The sequence below is a fragment of the Bartonella grahamii ATCC 700132 genome, from assembly GCF_000518085.1.
Taxonomy (GTDB): domain Bacteria; phylum Pseudomonadota; class Alphaproteobacteria; order Rhizobiales; family Rhizobiaceae; genus Bartonella; species Bartonella grahamii.
The window spans coordinates 101030-117680 of record NZ_JACX01000007.1; the positions used below are offsets into that span (position 1 = coordinate 101030).

The window sequence follows — 16651 nt, forward strand, 5'->3', positions numbered from 1 at the left end:
TATTGATACTAATAAGCAACAGTAAAAGAATGCCATATTTGTTTCACTCTTCTCTTATATTTGCAATCATCTATGATATTGTCGTTTATGTTAAGAGGAAATGAACTATTTGTACGACATGTTGATTTATAATGATAATTCATTATTTTGTATTTGAAATAAAAGACCCTAATAGCGTAGGGTTTTCTCATTTTTAATTTATTGATACTGAATTAAAATTACTTGCTTATACATCATAAGCAGGTTGGTATGTGGATACTATTTAAAAAAGAATAAAAATACTTCTTATGAACGCTTTCAAATACTATATGGGAAGTTAAGGCATATTATTTCCGTCGACCAGAAAGCAGGTCGGTTTTTATATCTATTTTCCCAGTGAGCCTTGCTTTGTAGACACCATAATTTTCCATGACACGCATCACGTAATTACGTGTTTCTGTATAAGGAATACGCTCAATCCAATCAATGACGTTATCGAGAGATTGTCCTCGAGGATCGCCATAACGTTTTATCCATTCATTGACACGACGGGGACCCGCATTATAGCCAATAAGAGTGAGTATATAGGATCCATTAAAACGTTCTAATTGTTCATTGAGAAAATGGGCACCTAATGTTGCATTATAATGAGCATCACTGCTAAACTTTTTAGGAGACCATGTGATTGAGTATTTTTTTGCCAGTGCTTTTGCTGTTGTAGGAAGCAATTGGAGTATACCTTGTGCACCTGCTTTTGATATGGCTGTTGGATTAAATTCGCTTTCTTGGCGTGCAATGGCATAGATAAGCGATTTTTCTTCTACAGAAATATTAGTAGAAGCTGGTATAGCTCCCAGAGGATGAGAGAGTGCACCGACACTTTTCCCCTGAAAAACAGCCATTTTTCCAATTTTGAGGCTGGTATAATAGTCTCCATTTTTTTCTGCCATAACAGCCAGAAGAGCTAATTCACCGGGGCTTTCTATTTTTTTTCCGAGCTCTCTATAAAAAATTTTAGCAAAATCAGCATAGCCGGCTGCTTCAAGACGTTGAATTGCTTTGATCGCTTTTCGTGCATTAAAATGTTGTCGCTCAGCGGTTGTTGGTTTGGGAAAGGAAACTTTAAGCTTTTTTTGGTTGAGTCGTGCAGCGGCTAATTGACCATAGTAAGTTGCACCAAAATGAGCTGCGCGATGAAAGTATTGCTGGGCATTTTTATGTTCGTCTAGCGTTTCTGCTGTTCGTCCCATCCAGTAATATCCACGTGATGCAGAAAAAGGTAAAGAAGAGAGTTGAGGAATACGTGAAAAATGCTGCATTGCCAATTTAGGGTTATGAAGAAACCGTAGTGCGTACCATCCTGCATGAAACTCAGCATCGATAGCTAATGCAGATGTTATACCAGTGTGCATTGCAACGAGTTGATAAGCAATTTTGGGTTTGTTTAAATCGAGCATTTCACGAGAAAGGGCGCGTTGTTCTTTCCACAATGAATGAGGGTTCATAAGGCGGAATGCATCTTTTGATGTTTTCATCATGAGTGCTGCGGCTGCATTATATTGCTCTGTTCGTCGAAGATGGCGTATTCGAGCAAACTGAAAAAGAGGATCTTTTTGCCATGATCTCTCTACAGCTTTTAATTTTTGTGTAGCTCTAGGGTCATTTTTTTCAACGGCCACAAAAGCATCAAAAAGAGATTGAGCATGGGCTAATTTTGCAACGCGTGCTGCTGAATCAAAACGATATGCATACAGCATAAATTGCATGCGTTTCAAATGATCAATAGGTTTTAATGCAACGCTTGCATTTTTAAGAACAAATATTTCTTCTTTTGCATTAAGCTGTGTTTTATGCCACCATGGCGCAATAACGTGTCGAGCACGAGTGGTTTGTCTCGTTGCAATAAGTGCTTTAGCGAAGAGAGCCATTCCTTGCGCTGTTTGGGGCGGGTGATGAGAAAATTTTTGGATGATTGCGCGTGTGAGGTTGGTTTCGTTAAGAAAAGCACGTTCAGCATTGCGTTGCATCGTTTCTATACCGGGCCATCCTTTTAGCATGTTGATTGCATTAAATATTTCAGAACTTGGTATATTAGCTTGGTTTGATATCCCCAGCGCCCATGTCAAAATATGACGATCAAGGCTATTTTTTTCCATTGAATTACGAAGGTTTATTGTTTTTGCAATATTGTTGTTTGCTAGTGCATCTAGCCCAGCTTTCAGTTGCTGAAGTGTAGCAGTATTGTGTGATGTCGTGTGTATCTGTTGAAGAGGCTCTTGAGCTCTTTTTTCGGGAAAGGGAGTAGGGCGCACCAAAGGGATTGGCGCTTTCCCGTGCAAAAGAGGTGTTTGCGCGGATGCACTTGAAAATAAAATTCTTATTGCCAGTATAAGTGCAGTAAAGGTTGATACGAAAAGAGAGGTGGAAAATACACGCATAGAGAAAAGACCTTGAGACCTTGCTTTTTGTAAAAACTTAAGGATTTATAGAACACAAGCATGAAAAACGCGTTAATATAGACGGTTTATTTTAAACAAATGTGCAACATTTAAGGAGGGACATTTTTATCTTATGAGGGCTTTTTTTGAAATTCATCTTGCTTCAATGATAGAGCAAGATTATGCTCTATTTAAAATTTATAAAAGGCGATTATTAAAAAAATAAAAGCGAATATTATAGGGAGTTTATCATGCTCAAGGGAGCTATAACTGCGCTTATTACACCGTTTGATAATAAGGGCGCAATTGATGAGAAGGCGTTTTGTGATTTTATTGAATGGCAGATCACACAAGGGATTAACGGTGTAAGCCCAGTTGGGACAACCGGTGAATCAGCAACGTTAAGTCATGAAGAACATAAGCGGATTATAGAATTGTGTGTTGAGCAGGTCGCAAAGCGTGTTCCTGTTGTTGCTGGAGCGGGATCAAATAGCACAAGTGAGGCTGTAGAGCTTGCACAATACGCGCAAAAAGCTGGTGCAGATGCAGTTTTGGTTGTCACTCCCTATTATAATAGACCAAATCAATCTGGTTTATACAAACATTTTTCTTCCATTGCCAAAGCTGTTTCTATTCCGATTATAATTTATAATATTCCTGGTCGTTCTGTTATCGATATGGCTGTGGAAACGATGAAAGACCTTTACCGAGATTTTAAAAATATCATTGGTGTAAAAGATGCAACGAGCAGAATTGAACGCGTTAGTGAACAACGTGAAAAGTGTGGGAAGGATTTTGTACAGCTTTCCGGTGATGATTGTACAGCGTTAGGTTTTAATGCACATGGAGGTATGGGGTGTATTTCAGTTTCCTCCAATGTTGCTCCAAAGCTGTGTGCAGAGCTTCAAGCTGCTTGTTTTCGTGGTGATTATAAAACAGCACGAGAATTAAATGATCGCTTGATGCCTCTTAATCGTGCTGTGTTTATTGAGCCTAGTCCAGCGGGTATTAAATATGCTGCTGCAAAATTAGGATTTTGTGGTGATACTGTGCGTTCTCCGATTGTTCCATTAACAGAAAGAACAAAGAAGATTATTGATGCAGCCCTCAGTCATGCTGGTATTTTAAAAGCATAAAATGATATTGACAAAGCCATGAATAAAAAAAAGAACGCGCCCGTACGGAAAATAATTGCTGACAATCGTAAAGCACGTTTTAATTTTGAAATTCTTAATAATCTCGAGGCCGGTCTTGTCCTTCAGGGAGCGGAAGTAAAGTCCTTACGTTCTAATCATGCCAATATTGCTGAAAGCTATGCGAGTTTTGAGAATGGGGAATTATGGTTAGTAAACAGCTATATTCCTGAATATACGCAGGCTAATCGTTTTAATCATGAACCGCGACGTTTGCGCAAGTTATTACTTTCAAAACGTGAGATGGCACGTTTTTTTAATGCAACGTCTCGTGAAGGAATGACACTTGTTCCTCTTAAACTTTATTTTAATGAACGAGGGCGTGTTAAGTTGGAGATTGCTCTAGCGCGGGGAAAAAAGCTTCATGATAAGCGCGAAACGGAAAAAAAACGCGATTGGGGACGTGAAAAAGCAAGACTTTTAAAAAGATATGGATGACGGATGCGATTTAGATATCCTTTATTTATAGCGCTGGTTTAAAACAGTTTTAGCATTGATCTAAGTATGTTTTTGCTGCTTGAAAAATTTGGTGAAACATGGCGTCTGTCAAGCGTCCAGTATTTGTATTATAACGAGAACAGTGATAGCTCGAAAAGATGCGTAATCTGCCGATGTTATTAATTTCGCCGTGTCCAAAAGGGTGAGCTAAAACTTTTGCATTAAGGGCACGTATCGTTGAATGGTGCGCAATGGTGCCTAAGGTAATAACGGCTTTAAGTTTGGGAAGATTTGTTAAAAGAGGTGAGAAGAAATAGCGGCATGTGTTAATTTCTGCACCGGTGGGTTTATTTTCTGGGGGAACACAACGAACAGAGTTGACGATTGCTGCATCAATCAGTTCAAGAGTATCGTCTGCTCTTTCTTCAAAGGTTCCTTGGGCAAAACCAAATTTTTTTAAAGTTGAATAAAGTAAGTGCCCAGCATAATCACCAGTGAATGGACGTCCAGTTCGATTTGCACCGCGTAATCCAGGAGCAAGCCCAACAATAAGCAGGCGCGTTGTGTCTGCTCCTTTATAAGGAAAGAAGGGGCGCACCGGTGCGTTATACCAACTTGGTTCTTTTACACGCCAGTCAGCGATAAACTGATGGAGCCTAGGACATAAATTGCAATTTTTGGGCGGTTCTGGGCAAAGTGATGTTAATTGGCTATTCATGGTGTTAGGCATCAATCGTTTTTTCTATTTTTTTGAATCTTTTATAGCGTATATGACGGGTTATGTTTTGAGAAACAATCTATAATGAATATAAATAAAATTTAATATAAACTTATTGCTAATTATTATGTAAAGAGAGGTAATCTTTCAGTAATTTATTCGATGAATAAGAGTGCAATACGCATGATGTTCAAAGAAAAAAGTTTTCTCTGTTAAATAAAGATATTATCATAAAAAGTATGCATAAGGCTGCCGTTATTGCAAAGGATTTTAAACAGCTGGTATTCCTTTTAAAAGGAGGAAGACTACAGACAAGCGTTTTGTCAAGAAAGACCTCTCTTTGTTTGAAGCCAATCTATTGGAATGCTTTTAAGAGCAGCTTTGATAACGAGCATGAATAGGTTATACATTTTTATAAATTTTCTAAGAATTTTCTTAAATAAGTTCTTTAATCAAAAAATATAAAAGTTTTTGTTGTTTTTCTTGTGTTTTATTTTGATTATTGTATATACTTCCCTATCCGCTATTAAATTTTTTTATTTGAGAAAGAGGCATAAATGGCCCGCGTAACGGTAGAAGATTGTATTGATAAAGTTGACAACCGCTTTGAATTGGTACTTTTAGCAGGTCATCGGGCGCGTCAGATTTCACAAGGAGCGCAGATTACGATTGATCGTGATAATGATAAAAATCCAGTTGTTGCTTTGCGTGAAATAGCAGAAGAAACATTGTCGCCTGCTGATTTAAAGGAAGACCTTATTCATTCGCTGCAAAAACATGTGGAAGTAGATGAGCCAGAAATGGCAAGTGAATTTATTACCCATTCAGGTGAAGCTGAAAGTGTTTTTAATACATCGTCGCAAGAAGAAGCTACTTCATTTGATCATATGTCAGAAGAAGAGCTTTTAGCGGGTATTGAAGGTTTGGTTGTTCCAGAAAAAAGTGACGATTATTAATTGCAGCAATTTATATTACAGGAGTAAAGATGCCTTGTCTGTAAGGAGCAGTTATTTTTCTTGTCTTTTATTGATAAGATGTGTTCAATAAGGATTAGGGATGTGAAAAGATAAAGGATATGCTCGTATGATGCGTCAGTGTGAGCTTGTTGGACGTGTTCAACGTTACAAGTCTGACGTAGATGAGGCTCTTTTAAACAGGGCCTATGATTATGCAATGAGAAAGCATGCACATCAAAAGCGTGCTTCGGGCGATCTTTATTTTTCTCATCCTTTAGAAGTTGCTGCTATTTTGACAGATATGCGGTTGGATGAGGCAACGATTGCTGTTGCTCTTTTGCATGATACAATTGAAGATACAAGCGCTACACGAGCAGAAATTGATCAGCTTTTTGGTTCTGAAATTGGCAAGTTGGTTGAAGGACTTACAAAACTTAATAAGCTTGATCTTGTATCAAAGAAAGCCGTACAGGCAGAAAATCTTCGTAAACTCCTTATTGCCATTTCTGATGATGTTCGTGTTCTTTTAGTCAAACTTGCTGATCGTCTTCATAATATGCGCACCCTTGGTGTTATGCGTGATGAGAAGCGCCGGCGAATTGCTGAGGAGACGATGGATATTTATGCGCCGCTTGCTGGTCGTATGGGTATGCAGGATATGCGCGAGGAATTAGAAGATCTCTCTTTCTTTTATTTAAATCCAGAAGGTTATCGTACGATTACCAATCGTCTTTCTGAGTTATCAAAACGCAATCGTGATTTGCTTTCCACAATTGAAAACGAGTTGACAAAACTTTTTTTCGAGCATGGCATTAAAGCGAATGTTAAAAGCCGTCAGAAAAAGTCGTATTCCGTCTTTCGCAAAATGGAAAGCAAGGCGCTCTCTTTTGAACAATTATCCGATATTTTTGGATTTCGTGTGATTGTTGAAACAGTGGATGATTGTTATCGCGCTCTTGGTGTTATTCATACGACTTGGCCAATGGTTCCAGGTCGTTTTAAAGATTATATTTCTATACCAAAGCAGAATGATTATCGTTCCATTCATACAACGATTGTGGGACCATCGCGACAACGTGTTGAATTGCAGATTAGAACTGCTGCTATGGATGAAATTGCTGAATATGGCGTTGCGGCACATTCCATTTATAAAGAGCAAGGTTCTAATTATTCGGCTTCGAGGTTATCAAATGAAACAAATGCGTATGCATGGTTGCGCCAAACGATTCAATCTTTGTCAGATGGAGATAATCCGGAAGAATTTTTAGAACACACAAAACTTGAGCTTTTTCAAGATCAAGTTTTTTGTTTTACGCCGAAAGGTCGATTAATTGCTTTTCCTAAAGGAGCTACGCCTATTGATTTTGCTTATGCCGTCCATACAGACATCGGTGATTCTTGTGTGGGTGTGAAAATCAATGGTCGTATTATGCCTTTAATGACCAAATTAAAAAATGGTGATGAGGTTGATATTATTCGTTCACACGCTCAAATTCCGCCAGCTGCGTGGGAATTTCTTGTTGTCACAGGTAAAGCACGTTCAGCTATTCGGCGAGCAAGTCGTGCCGCGGTACGTAAACAATATTCGGGTTTAGGATATCGTATTCTCGAGCGTTCATTTGAATATATGGGAAAACAATTTTCAAAAGACGTTTTGAAGAAAGTTTTGCCACGTTTAGCACGTAAAGATGTAGAGGATGTATTGGCGGCTGTTGGGCGTGGAGAGCTGTTTTCCGCTGATGTGATTAAAGCGGTTTATCCTGATTATCAAGATCACCGTGTGGTACAAAAGTCATCTTTTAAGTCTGGGGAAGAAGGTTGGTTTAATATTGAGAATGCCCAAGGTATGATTTTTAAAGTTCCAGAAAATGAAAAGAATGCAATGGTCGAGAATCATCAATCTAAAGCATTGCCTATTAGAGGAACCCGTGGAGATATACCCGTACGTTTTTCACCGGAAGGAGCAGTACCTGGAGATCGGATTGTTGGTATTATGCAGCCTGGGGCTGGGATCGTTATTTATCCAATACAGTCTTCAGCTTTGATGGCGTATGATGATCAGCCAGAACGATGGATTGATGTCCGCTGGGATATTGATGCCCAAATGAATGAACGTTTTCCTGCACGGATAAATATTTTGGTTGTAAATAGTCCTGGTTCTTTGGCTGAAATTACACAAATAATTTCTGCTAACGATGCCAATATCCAAAATTTATCTTTTATCCGTACAGCACCGGATTTTACAGAAATTATGATTGATTTGGAAGTGTGGGATTTAAAACATTTGAATCGTATTTTTTCTCAGTTAAAAGAGGCAGGTTCAGTAAGTACAGTACGGCGGGTTCATGGATAAAAAGAAAGATTTTACAATGAATACACAAGATGTCATTGATATTTTTAAACAAGCAGATGCTATTCTAGAAGGGCATTTTATTTTAACATCGGGGCGCCATAGTGCGACTTATATGCAAAAAGCGAAAGTATTCATGCATGCTGACTTGACGGAAAAGTTATGTCGTGGTTTGGCTGAAAAAATCAAAAAATCTATCGAGGGAGAAATTGATTATGTTGTGGGTCCCGCAATTGGCGGCCTTATTCCTTCCTATGAAACTTCACGTCACCTGGGTGTTCCTTCTCTTTGGGTAGAGCGTGTAAATGGCATCTTTGAATTGCGTCGTTTTGAAATCAAGAAGGGGGCACGGGTTGTTATTGTCGAAGATATTGTGACAACGGGTCTTTCCATTCGTGAGACTATTGAGGCGCTTGTTGCAGCAGGAGCAGAGGTATTGGCCAGTGCATGTATCCTTGATCGTTCTGGTGGTAAGGTCAATGTTGGAGTTCCATTGATTGCGCTTGCTGAATATGAGATAACCTCTTATACTAGTGATGCACTTCCTGCAGAGCTTTCTGTCCTTCCAGCGATTAAACCAGGCAGTCGAAATATTTAATTGTCTTTCTATTTTTTTTTGTGCAAAAGCTTAAAAAGATTAATTTGGATGATATAGATTATTTCATCATCAAAAGATGTATATTGAGAGTCATATGCTTTTTCGTAGTCGAGAACCAATAGATTTTGTAACGCGTATTCGACTTTGGTTATGGCCACGTCGTTCATTTTCTCGCTCATTTTGCTACATACATAAACGTATTTTGCGTATATCAGCAACACCGCATGAAGTAGCATTAGGGGTTGCTGTTGGCATTTTTTTAGCTTGTTCCCCTTTCTTTGGGTTGCATATTATTTTGGCAATATTTTTATCTTGGCTTTTGCGTGCAAACTTTGCTGCCGCAATCATTGGGACGATTTTTTCTAATCCACTCACATTTTTATTGATTGTCATGGCTGATTATAAAGTAGGGTATTTTTGTTTATCACTTTTTAGCGATGTCAAAGAGATTTCTCTTTCGCAAATTCGTGCTCTATTTAATGGTTTGACATTGTCAAATCTCTCTCTCCTCTTTAAAGGCGCATGGGACACAATTATGAGTCCTATGATTTTAGGTGGAACTCTTTTAGGTATTGTTTTTGGTAGTTTATCTTATATAGGTGTTTACAGAGCAACGGTTCGTTTTAAACAAAAGCGATATCAAAAGATTATAAAAAAAGGCATTTAAAGAAGCGTTCATCGTAAGAAAGATCGGGTAATATGGTATGATTGTTGGTCTTGGAAATGATCTGGTTGATATACGACGTATTGAGAAAATATTGGTTCGTTATGGTGAGCGTTTTACCCAACGTATTTTTACGGATATTGAAAGGAATAGATCCAAAAATCTCAAAAAAAGCTCCTCTTCCTATGCAAAAAGATTTGCTGCTAAAGAAGCATGCGCTAAAGCCTTAGGAACGGGAATTGCTTGTGGTATCAATTGGAAAGACATGGGGGTCGTTAATTTGCCATCTGGTAAACCAATAATGCAATTAACAAATCGTGCGCAAGTGCAACTTCAAAAGTTATTACCTCCTCATCATGATGCAGTTATTCATCTTAGCATAACAGATGATTTTCCTTGGGCACAGGCATTTGTTATTATCGAAGCACTTCCACGTGGATAGATGGTGTGAGAGATTGTGCTTTTGTTATTTGAATATTATGATGAAAAAAATTATATCTGTGATGAGAAGGCAGTTGGTGATGATCCAAAAAGATAAAGTGCATAAAAAAGAAAAAAAAGGTGGGGTTCGTGAATTTATTTCTGTTTTAGTACAGGCTCTGCTTTTAGCAGCAGTTATTCGGACACTTTTTTTCCAGCCTTTTAGTATTCCTTCCGGTTCAATGCGTCCTACTTTGTTGGTGGGAGATTATCTGTTTGTTTCTAAGTATGCATATGGGTATTCTCGTTTTTCCATCCCCTTTTCTCCTCCTCTTTTTTCTGGACGGATTTGGGCATCTCAACCTCAACGTGGAGATGTGGTCGTTTTTCGCTTACCAAGTAATCCGAAGATTGATTATATAAAACGCGTTGTTGGGCTACCAGGTGATCGTATACAAGTCCGTCAAAGTGTTCTTTATATTAATGATGAGGCTGTTTCACGTCACTTTATGGGGGAGATTGATAATTCTGATATAACAGAGGTTAACTATCCTGTTGAGGTTTATCGCGAGACAATGCCTAACGGTGTTAGTTATGATACACTTGATTTAGCTTTCATCCCGAAAGTTGATGATACAACAGTCTTTGAAGTTCCTCAAGGACATTACTTTATGATGGGAGATAACCGCGACAATTCAGATGATAGTCGTTTAGATGTAGGCTACGTTCCAGAAGAAAATCTTATTGGTCGCGCGAGCGTGATTTTCTTTTCTATCAGTAACGGTTCAAGTGCTTGGCAGGTTTGGCGCTGGCCATTTGATGTGCGTTGGAAGCGTTTGTTTTCTTTCATAAATACGGTTCATGATTTGCCGCTTATCAAGCAAGGAAACAACGATGAAACGTCTAATGATTGATCAGCTTTTCAAGCTGACGGGGCATCGTTTTAAAGATGAAGAGAGGTTAAAGAAGGCATTAACACACTCGAGTGTACAAGATTCGGAACAGGGGAATTATGAGCGGCTAGAGTTTCTAGGGGATCGGGTTTTAGGGCTTTTGATTGCAGAAATGCTGTATCAACTTTTTCCTCAGGCAAGTGAAGGTGAATTATCAGTCCGTTTGAATCATCTGGTCAATGCCCAGACATGTGCTGATATTGCGCGTGAAATGAGGCTGCCTGATATGATCCGTGTTGGTTTTGAGATGAAAAATTTCGAGGGGCGTCGACTCATCAATATGCATGCAGATGTCGTGGAAGCTTTGATTGCCGTGATATATCTCGATGGAGGATTGGAAAGCGTTCGCCCTTTTATTCAAAAATATTGGCATAGTCGGGCAAAGAAAATGGATGCTGGTCGGCGTGATGCCAAGACCGAATTACAGGAATGGGCGCATATCCAAGGCAATGCACAACCACATTATCAGGTTATAAAACGTTCAGGTCCAGATCACGATCCTGTTTTTATGGTAGAGGTAAGTATTTCTGGGTTTGCTTCAGAGATTGGGCAGGGAAGCTCCAAAAGATATGCCGAAAGAATGGCAGCTGAAAAAATTTTGCGACGAGAGGGTGTATGGAAAACAGTGGGAAAAAATGATCATGAGTGACGTTATGAAAACGCGTTCTGGGTTTGTTGTGCTTATTGGGATGCCTAATGCCGGTAAATCGACATTGGTTAATCAATTGGTTGGAACAAAGGTTTCAATTGTAACGCATAAGGTACAAACAACACGAACTTTAATCCGCGGTATTGTCATTCATGATGATGTGCAAATTGTGTTGGTCGATACACCGGGTGTTTTTCGTCCCCATAAGCGCTTAGAACGTGCCATGGTCTCTGCTGCTTGGGGAGGGGCTAAGAGCGCGGATGTTCTGCTCGTTTTAATTGACGCTCAAAGTGGTCTTTCGGATGAAGTTGATATGATGTTAGATATTGTAAACAACATGAAACAAGAAAAAGTTCTTGTTCTTAATAAGGTTGATACAGTTGTTAAATCATCTCTTCTAGCGTTAACCACTAAAATAAATGAACGTGTAAAGTTTGCGCAAACATTTATGATTTCTGCTCTAAACGGTTCTGGTTGCAAAGATTTACTTCATGCGTTGAGTAATATGATGCAGGAGGGACCATGGTATTATCCGGAAGATCAAATTTCCGATATGCCCATGCGTCATCTTGCTGCTGAAATTACGCGTGAAAAACTTTTTCTTCGTCTTCATGATGAACTTCCTTATTCCTCAACGGTTGAAACAGAAAACTGGGAAGAGCGTTCAGATGGTTCCGTCAAAATTAATCAAGTTATTTATGTCGAGCGTGAGAGTCAGAAAAAAATTGTCTTAGGAGCAAAAGGCGATACAATTAAGGCGATTGGTCAAGCAGCACGTAAAGAACTTATGGAAATTATGGATCAAAAGGTTCATCTTTTTCTCTTTGTGAAAGTGCGCGATAATTGGGATACTGATCCAGAACGTTATCGCGAAATGGGATTGGATTTTTTAAAATAAGATTTTTAAAAATAATTAAAGTAAAATGAAGTGGAAAGAACAAGCTGTTATTCTTGGTACACGCCAATATGGTGAAACAAGTGTTATTCTTGAGGTTATGACACGTGAACATGGTCGTTATATGGGAGTGGTAAAAGGGGGGCGATCGCGTCGTATGGCAGCTCTTCTTCAACCTGGAAATTTTGTGGAGGCTGAATGGTGGGCTCGTTTAGAAGAACATTTGGGACTTTTTCGGCTTGAAGCTCTTGATTTACATGCGGCAAGATTAATCTGTCTACCAGAAGCACTTTATGCTTTGCAATTGATAGCTTTTCATTTGCGACTTCTTCCCGAACGTGATCCGCACCCCGTTTTATATGATATTTTACACCTTTTTATGCAGAATTTTGATGAACCATTTGTAAATGCAGAATTGCTTGTACGTTTTGAAATGCGGCTTCTTGAAGAACTTGGTTTTGGTCTTGATTTATCTTGTTGTGCTGCAACAGGTCGTCAGGAAAGGCTTCATTACGTATCACCAAAATCTGGACGGGCTGTCTGTGAAGAAGCAGGGGAACCTTGGAAAAAAAAGCTTCTCATTCTACCACAGTTTCTTGTGCAAAGAACGACTCGTCCTACTGATTCTAGTGATATAATAAATGGTTTTATACTGACGGGTTTTTTTCTTATGCGTCATGTCTGGGAGCCACGAGATATAAAGCAGCCGTCAGTGCGCATGAATTTGATACAATTGTTTGAGCGCCAATTTGGTATACAAGCATTAATTTATTAATCTGATGATAATTGAATGGGAAAATGAAAGTTTTAAAGACAATTGCTGAAGTCCGACAATATACTTCAGAGGAACGACGTTTAGGTTTTTCGATTGGTTTTGTTCCAACAATGGGGGCATTGCATGATGGTCATCTTGCATTAGTACAGTATGCAAGAGCAATGTGTGATCGCGTATTGGTTTCTATTTTTGTCAATCCAAAGCAATTTGGACCTCATGAAGATTTTGCTCAATATCCAAGAGACTTGAAGGGCGATTGTGCTTTGTTAGAAGAAGCAGGTGTTGAATGTGTTTTTGCCCCTTCTGTAGATGAAATGTGGCCACTGGGAAATGATACAATTGTGCAAGTGAAAAAATTATCACGTATTTTGATGGGAAAATTACGTCCAGGGCACTTTTGTGGTGTGACAAGCGTTGTTGCTAAACTTTTTAACATTGTCCAACCAGATAAGGCTTTTTTTGGGGAAAAGGATTTTCAACAAATTTTAATTATTCGGCGTATGGTTGAAGATTTGGCTTTTCCTATTGAAATTGTTGGAGTTCCTATTCTACGGGAGTCAGATGGTGTAGCTTGTTCTTCACGCAATCAGTTTTTAACATTAGAAGACCGTAAAGCTGCCAAAATTATTCCTGAAAGTGGGAAAGCAGCTGAAAAGCTTTACCGTGAAGGTGAACGGTCGGTTGATAAATTATGTAAAACTGTTCGTGATATTTTACAACAAGAAACGCGAGCAATCATTGAAGCGATAGATTTACGGGATATGGAAACTTTATGCGTGGTTAAAGGAACATTGAATAAACCAGCAGTTTTACTTCTTACTGTTCGCTTCGGAGAGGTAAGGCTGATTGATCAATATATATTGCAAGAGAAGGGCGGAAAATGAGTGTACATAAAACCGAAAAGCGTATAACATCTTTCGAAATACGTGCAAGAAAGGGACAACAGCCAATTGTTTCTTTAACAGCTTATCAAGCTTATGCTGCGCGGATTGCTGATCCATATTGCGATATCCTTTTGGTTGGTGATAGCGTTGGTATGGTTGTATATGGGTTTGAGACAACGCTTCCTGTTAATTTAGATATGATGATTTTACACGGACAAGCCGTGGTGCGTGGATCTCAAAAAGCTCTTGTGGTTATTGATATGCCTTTTGGCTCTTATGAGGAAAGTCCAGAGCAAGCTTTTTTTAATGCATCGCGTATTCTTGCTCAAACGGGGTGTGGTGCAGTTAAGCTTGAAGGTGGTGTTTATATAGCGGAAACAATTGATTTTTTGTGTAAACGTGGCATTCCAGTGATGGGGCACATCGGTCTTACACCCCAGGCGGTGAATCGTTTTGGTGGTTTCAAAACACAAGGACGAAAACAGAGTGATTGGCAAAGAATTGAAGCCGATGGGGCTGCAATTGAGGAGGCCGGTGCTTTTGCTATTGTTTTAGAAGGGATTGTCGAACCTTTAGCAGTAAAACTGACAGAAAAGCTTTCTATCCCTACAATCGGTATTGGTGCATCCAATCAGTGCGATGGACAAGTATTGGTTATGGAAGATATGTTGGGCTATGGTGCTCATGTGCCAAAATTTGTACGCCGTTATGGAGACCTTGAACAAGCCATGGAAACTGCAATAAAGAATTATGCAGAGGATGTCACATCTCGTGCTTTCCCAGCGGATAATGAAGTTTATAAACTAAAATAAACTTCAGTTTAAGATGAAAAGTTTGACAAGGGAACATTTGTTATTTTGATAATGAAAGTGCATTATTTCATATATTTTGTATGCAATTTGAGCTATGATTTTTTCCATTTCTTTAAGGGAGTCACTCCTCTCATGCAAAACAGAACGCCATTGGGTTGCTAAGTCATGTGCTTTTTTTAAGAAAGCTTTCTTAAGAAACTCAACTCCTATTTCGCGACGGCATCCGTGAATGGTATATAAAAAGCAAGTAAAATAAAATAGTTATGTCTAATATGAGGGAATAGGTGAATCTTGATTCTATTGAGTTTTTTTGCCTCTATCCCTCATCTTTTTGAAGCTTTTTTATGGCTTCAAGAGCAAGTTTTTTACGGTCTGCGCTCTTTGTGTAAAGAGATGCCATAGCGTCATCTGTCCAGCCAAAAATTGCTTTGAGTTGTGATACTGTTGCACCAGAGTTAGCTGCGCGTGTTGCTGCTAATTTTCTTAATCCATGCGCCGATTTTTTAATTCCAGCCGCATTACAAGCGTCTCTAAATGTATCGCCAAAGCTTTCTTTAGAGAGTTTTTGATTAGTTTTACCACAAATAAATGTTTCATCACCAATAGGACCAGTTTCAAGCGTTTTGGCTAATTCCGGTAAAATAGGTAGAAAGACATCTGTTTGGAATTTACTTTTCTCTGTTTTGAGATGAATAATATTGTCTTTGACATCTTTCCAGCCAATGCGAACCGCATCACCACGACGTAAGCCCGTATATAAAAGAATATCAATCCAAACGCGTTCATGGGTACCATGGGACCATCTTTGATAATATTTCTCAACATCTTCTTCTGTCCAAACAGGAAAGCCGCTTTTATTTTTAAGAGGAGGTTTTTTGACGCCTAAAGTTGGATTATTTTCCAAAAGACCTTGATCAATTGCCCAATTAAAAAGTCCATTAAGGGCTTTCAGAAAGTTTCTAGCCATTGCTGGTGTTTCTTTACGCCGTTCAACACCGGCTATAATATGTTTCTTTTCAATTGCTTGGTATGGAATATTTCCTATGGAGTCGCATATCTTCATAAGAATGTATTCTTTTTGTTTCTTTGTAGTATTAGTGTAGCTATGCCAATTAGAGCTGTTAAAGTATTGTTTAAGCAGCCATGCAAATGAACCTTCAACAAGTTTACCGGTTTTGGATTTAGGAAGTATCAGTCCTTGTAACTCGGCAAGTGCGCTTTTGTAGTTATCAACAAACTCTTGCGTTCCATAGGTACCGCGTATTCTAATGCGTTTGCCATGACCAATACGTACATACCATACAATTTTGCCATGTTGAGTAATTTGTTTAACGAGATGAGGAGGACGTGGTTTTGGCATGGTATTTTACATCTTAGAGAGTGCGGTTTCGTAATATTCATTCTTTGACAAATCTAAAAGTTTGTCTGGGTGGTTAACTGAATTTGGTATTGGAATATCGGATTTGAGATAGATAAGCAGTTCACCGGTAGGTTTGATTTCTACGAGTTCACAACCTTGTTTTTTAGCTTCTCTTAAAGCGCGTGCAATGGCTGGTTGCGTTATAGCAGCTGGACGAGGCGCCATATCTTTTCTCCTTACATTGAGATGCAATTCACGTGTGGCGTGAATCACGCTTGTGTTGAAAGTTGTTAGGAAAGGGTGGGGGTGCTAGGAGGTATTTGTGAAGAGAAGCACCCCCATATGTAAAAAATCTGTAAGTTTATTTTTTAGATGTGCTTAATTTCATATTTCCAATCAGGCAATTGAGTGAGAGCTAATGCGAGTTGTCCTCTGTGACATATGCATACATTGGCTTCAAAACAGGTGATTGCAACGCGCTTTTTGTTTAAAAAAATTTGATATAATTTGTTTATTGCACAAGAATTATTCTTGAGAGTTGTATTTCGATAATTTTTAAAAAGGCGGTC

General features: G+C 38.8%; 17 protein-coding genes and 1 pseudogene. 13 read left to right on the forward strand and 5 right to left on the reverse strand.

Going from position 1 to position 16651, the window contains the following annotated elements:
* Positions 1-326 precede the first annotated feature (326 nt).
* Positions 327-2417: a lytic transglycosylase domain-containing protein gene (locus tag U736_RS0103810; protein ID WP_026500322.1), complete on the reverse strand. Its 2091-nt coding sequence runs from the start codon at positions 2415-2417 to the stop codon at positions 327-329.
* 251 nt (positions 2418-2668) lie between these two features.
* Between U736_RS0103810 and dapA the strand changes: the two genes are divergently transcribed.
* On the forward strand, positions 2669-3553 hold the full coding sequence (gene dapA / locus U736_RS0103815) for a 4-hydroxy-tetrahydrodipicolinate synthase (RefSeq protein ID WP_012754928.1): 885 nt from the start codon (positions 2669-2671) through the stop codon (positions 3551-3553).
* An 18-nt stretch (positions 3554-3571) separates the two neighbouring features.
* Entirely contained in the window at positions 3572-4048 is a 477-nt protein-coding gene (smpB, locus tag U736_RS0103820) for an SsrA-binding protein SmpB (RefSeq protein WP_012231306.1), read from the forward strand.
* A 49-nt stretch (positions 4049-4097) separates the two neighbouring features.
* Here smpB and U736_RS0103825 read toward each other — a convergent pair whose 3' ends face one another.
* The gene (locus U736_RS0103825; RefSeq protein ID WP_026500323.1) at positions 4098-4766 is read right to left on the reverse strand and encodes a uracil-DNA glycosylase; all 669 of its coding nucleotides are present in this window, start codon (positions 4764-4766) and stop codon (positions 4098-4100) included.
* Between the two features lie 557 nt (positions 4767-5323).
* Here U736_RS0103825 and rpoZ point away from each other — a divergent pair.
* The 11 genes from rpoZ (at position 5324) to panB (ending at position 14722) form a co-directional block, all read left to right on the forward strand.
* The gene (gene rpoZ, locus U736_RS0103830; protein ID WP_012754930.1) at positions 5324-5722 is read left to right on the forward strand and encodes a DNA-directed RNA polymerase subunit omega; all 399 of its coding nucleotides are present in this window, start codon (positions 5324-5326) and stop codon (positions 5720-5722) included.
* 127 nt (positions 5723-5849) lie between these two features.
* Positions 5850-8075 carry a RelA/SpoT family protein gene (locus U736_RS0103835; RefSeq protein ID WP_012754931.1) on the forward strand — a complete coding sequence of 742 codons (2226 nt, stop codon included), beginning with the start codon at positions 5850-5852 and terminating at the stop codon, positions 8073-8075.
* Positions 8076-8091: 16 nt separating this feature from the next.
* Complete coding sequence (gene pyrE, locus U736_RS0103840; RefSeq protein WP_012754932.1) at positions 8092-8670, forward strand: orotate phosphoribosyltransferase; 579 nt, start codon at positions 8092-8094, stop codon at positions 8668-8670.
* A 94-nt stretch (positions 8671-8764) separates the two neighbouring features.
* Entirely contained in the window at positions 8765-9337 is a 573-nt protein-coding gene (locus tag U736_RS0103845; protein ID WP_026500324.1) for a DUF2062 domain-containing protein, read from the forward strand.
* Between the two features lie 37 nt (positions 9338-9374).
* Positions 9375-9776: a holo-ACP synthase gene (acpS, locus tag U736_RS0103850; protein ID WP_012754934.1), complete on the forward strand. Its 402-nt coding sequence runs from the start codon at positions 9375-9377 to the stop codon at positions 9774-9776.
* A 79-nt stretch (positions 9777-9855) separates the two neighbouring features.
* The gene (lepB, locus tag U736_RS0103855; RefSeq protein ID WP_012754935.1) at positions 9856-10668 is read left to right on the forward strand and encodes a signal peptidase I; all 813 of its coding nucleotides are present in this window, start codon (positions 9856-9858) and stop codon (positions 10666-10668) included.
* On the forward strand, positions 10649-11356 hold the full coding sequence (gene rnc / locus U736_RS0103860) for a ribonuclease III (protein WP_012754936.1): 708 nt from the start codon (positions 10649-10651) through the stop codon (positions 11354-11356). The genes lepB and rnc overlap by 20 nt, the downstream gene beginning before the upstream one ends.
* Positions 11349-12254: a GTPase Era gene (era, locus tag U736_RS0103865; RefSeq protein ID WP_012754937.1), complete on the forward strand. Its 906-nt coding sequence runs from the start codon at positions 11349-11351 to the stop codon at positions 12252-12254. The genes rnc and era overlap by 8 nt, the downstream gene beginning before the upstream one ends.
* 25 nt (positions 12255-12279) lie before the next feature.
* Positions 12280-13026: a DNA repair protein RecO gene (gene recO, locus U736_RS0103870; RefSeq protein WP_012754938.1), complete on the forward strand. Its 747-nt coding sequence runs from the start codon at positions 12280-12282 to the stop codon at positions 13024-13026.
* Positions 13027-13049: 23 nt separating this feature from the next.
* Positions 13050-13910 carry a pantoate--beta-alanine ligase gene (gene panC / locus U736_RS0103875; RefSeq protein WP_012754939.1) on the forward strand — a complete coding sequence of 287 codons (861 nt, stop codon included), beginning with the start codon at positions 13050-13052 and terminating at the stop codon, positions 13908-13910.
* Positions 13907-14722, forward strand: a complete 816-nt coding sequence (gene panB / locus U736_RS0103880) for a 3-methyl-2-oxobutanoate hydroxymethyltransferase (protein WP_012754940.1) — start codon at positions 13907-13909, stop codon at positions 14720-14722. The genes panC and panB overlap by 4 nt, the downstream gene beginning before the upstream one ends.
* A gap of 316 nt (positions 14723-15038) precedes the next feature.
* Here the strand turns inward: panB and U736_RS0103885 are convergent, their stop codons facing one another.
* The 3 genes and pseudogenes from U736_RS0103885 to U736_RS13075 all read right to left on the reverse strand — a co-directional run.
* Complete coding sequence (locus U736_RS0103885) at positions 15039-16082, reverse strand: tyrosine-type recombinase/integrase (protein ID WP_026500325.1); 1044 nt, start codon at positions 16080-16082, stop codon at positions 15039-15041.
* 6 nt (positions 16083-16088) lie between these two features.
* Positions 16089-16307, reverse strand: a complete 219-nt coding sequence (locus U736_RS0103890) for a hypothetical protein (RefSeq protein ID WP_012755083.1) — start codon at positions 16305-16307, stop codon at positions 16089-16091.
* Positions 16308-16450: 143 nt separating this feature from the next.
* Positions 16451-16651 (reverse strand): annotated as a pseudogene (locus U736_RS13075) (DUF488 domain-containing protein); the annotation flags it as partial.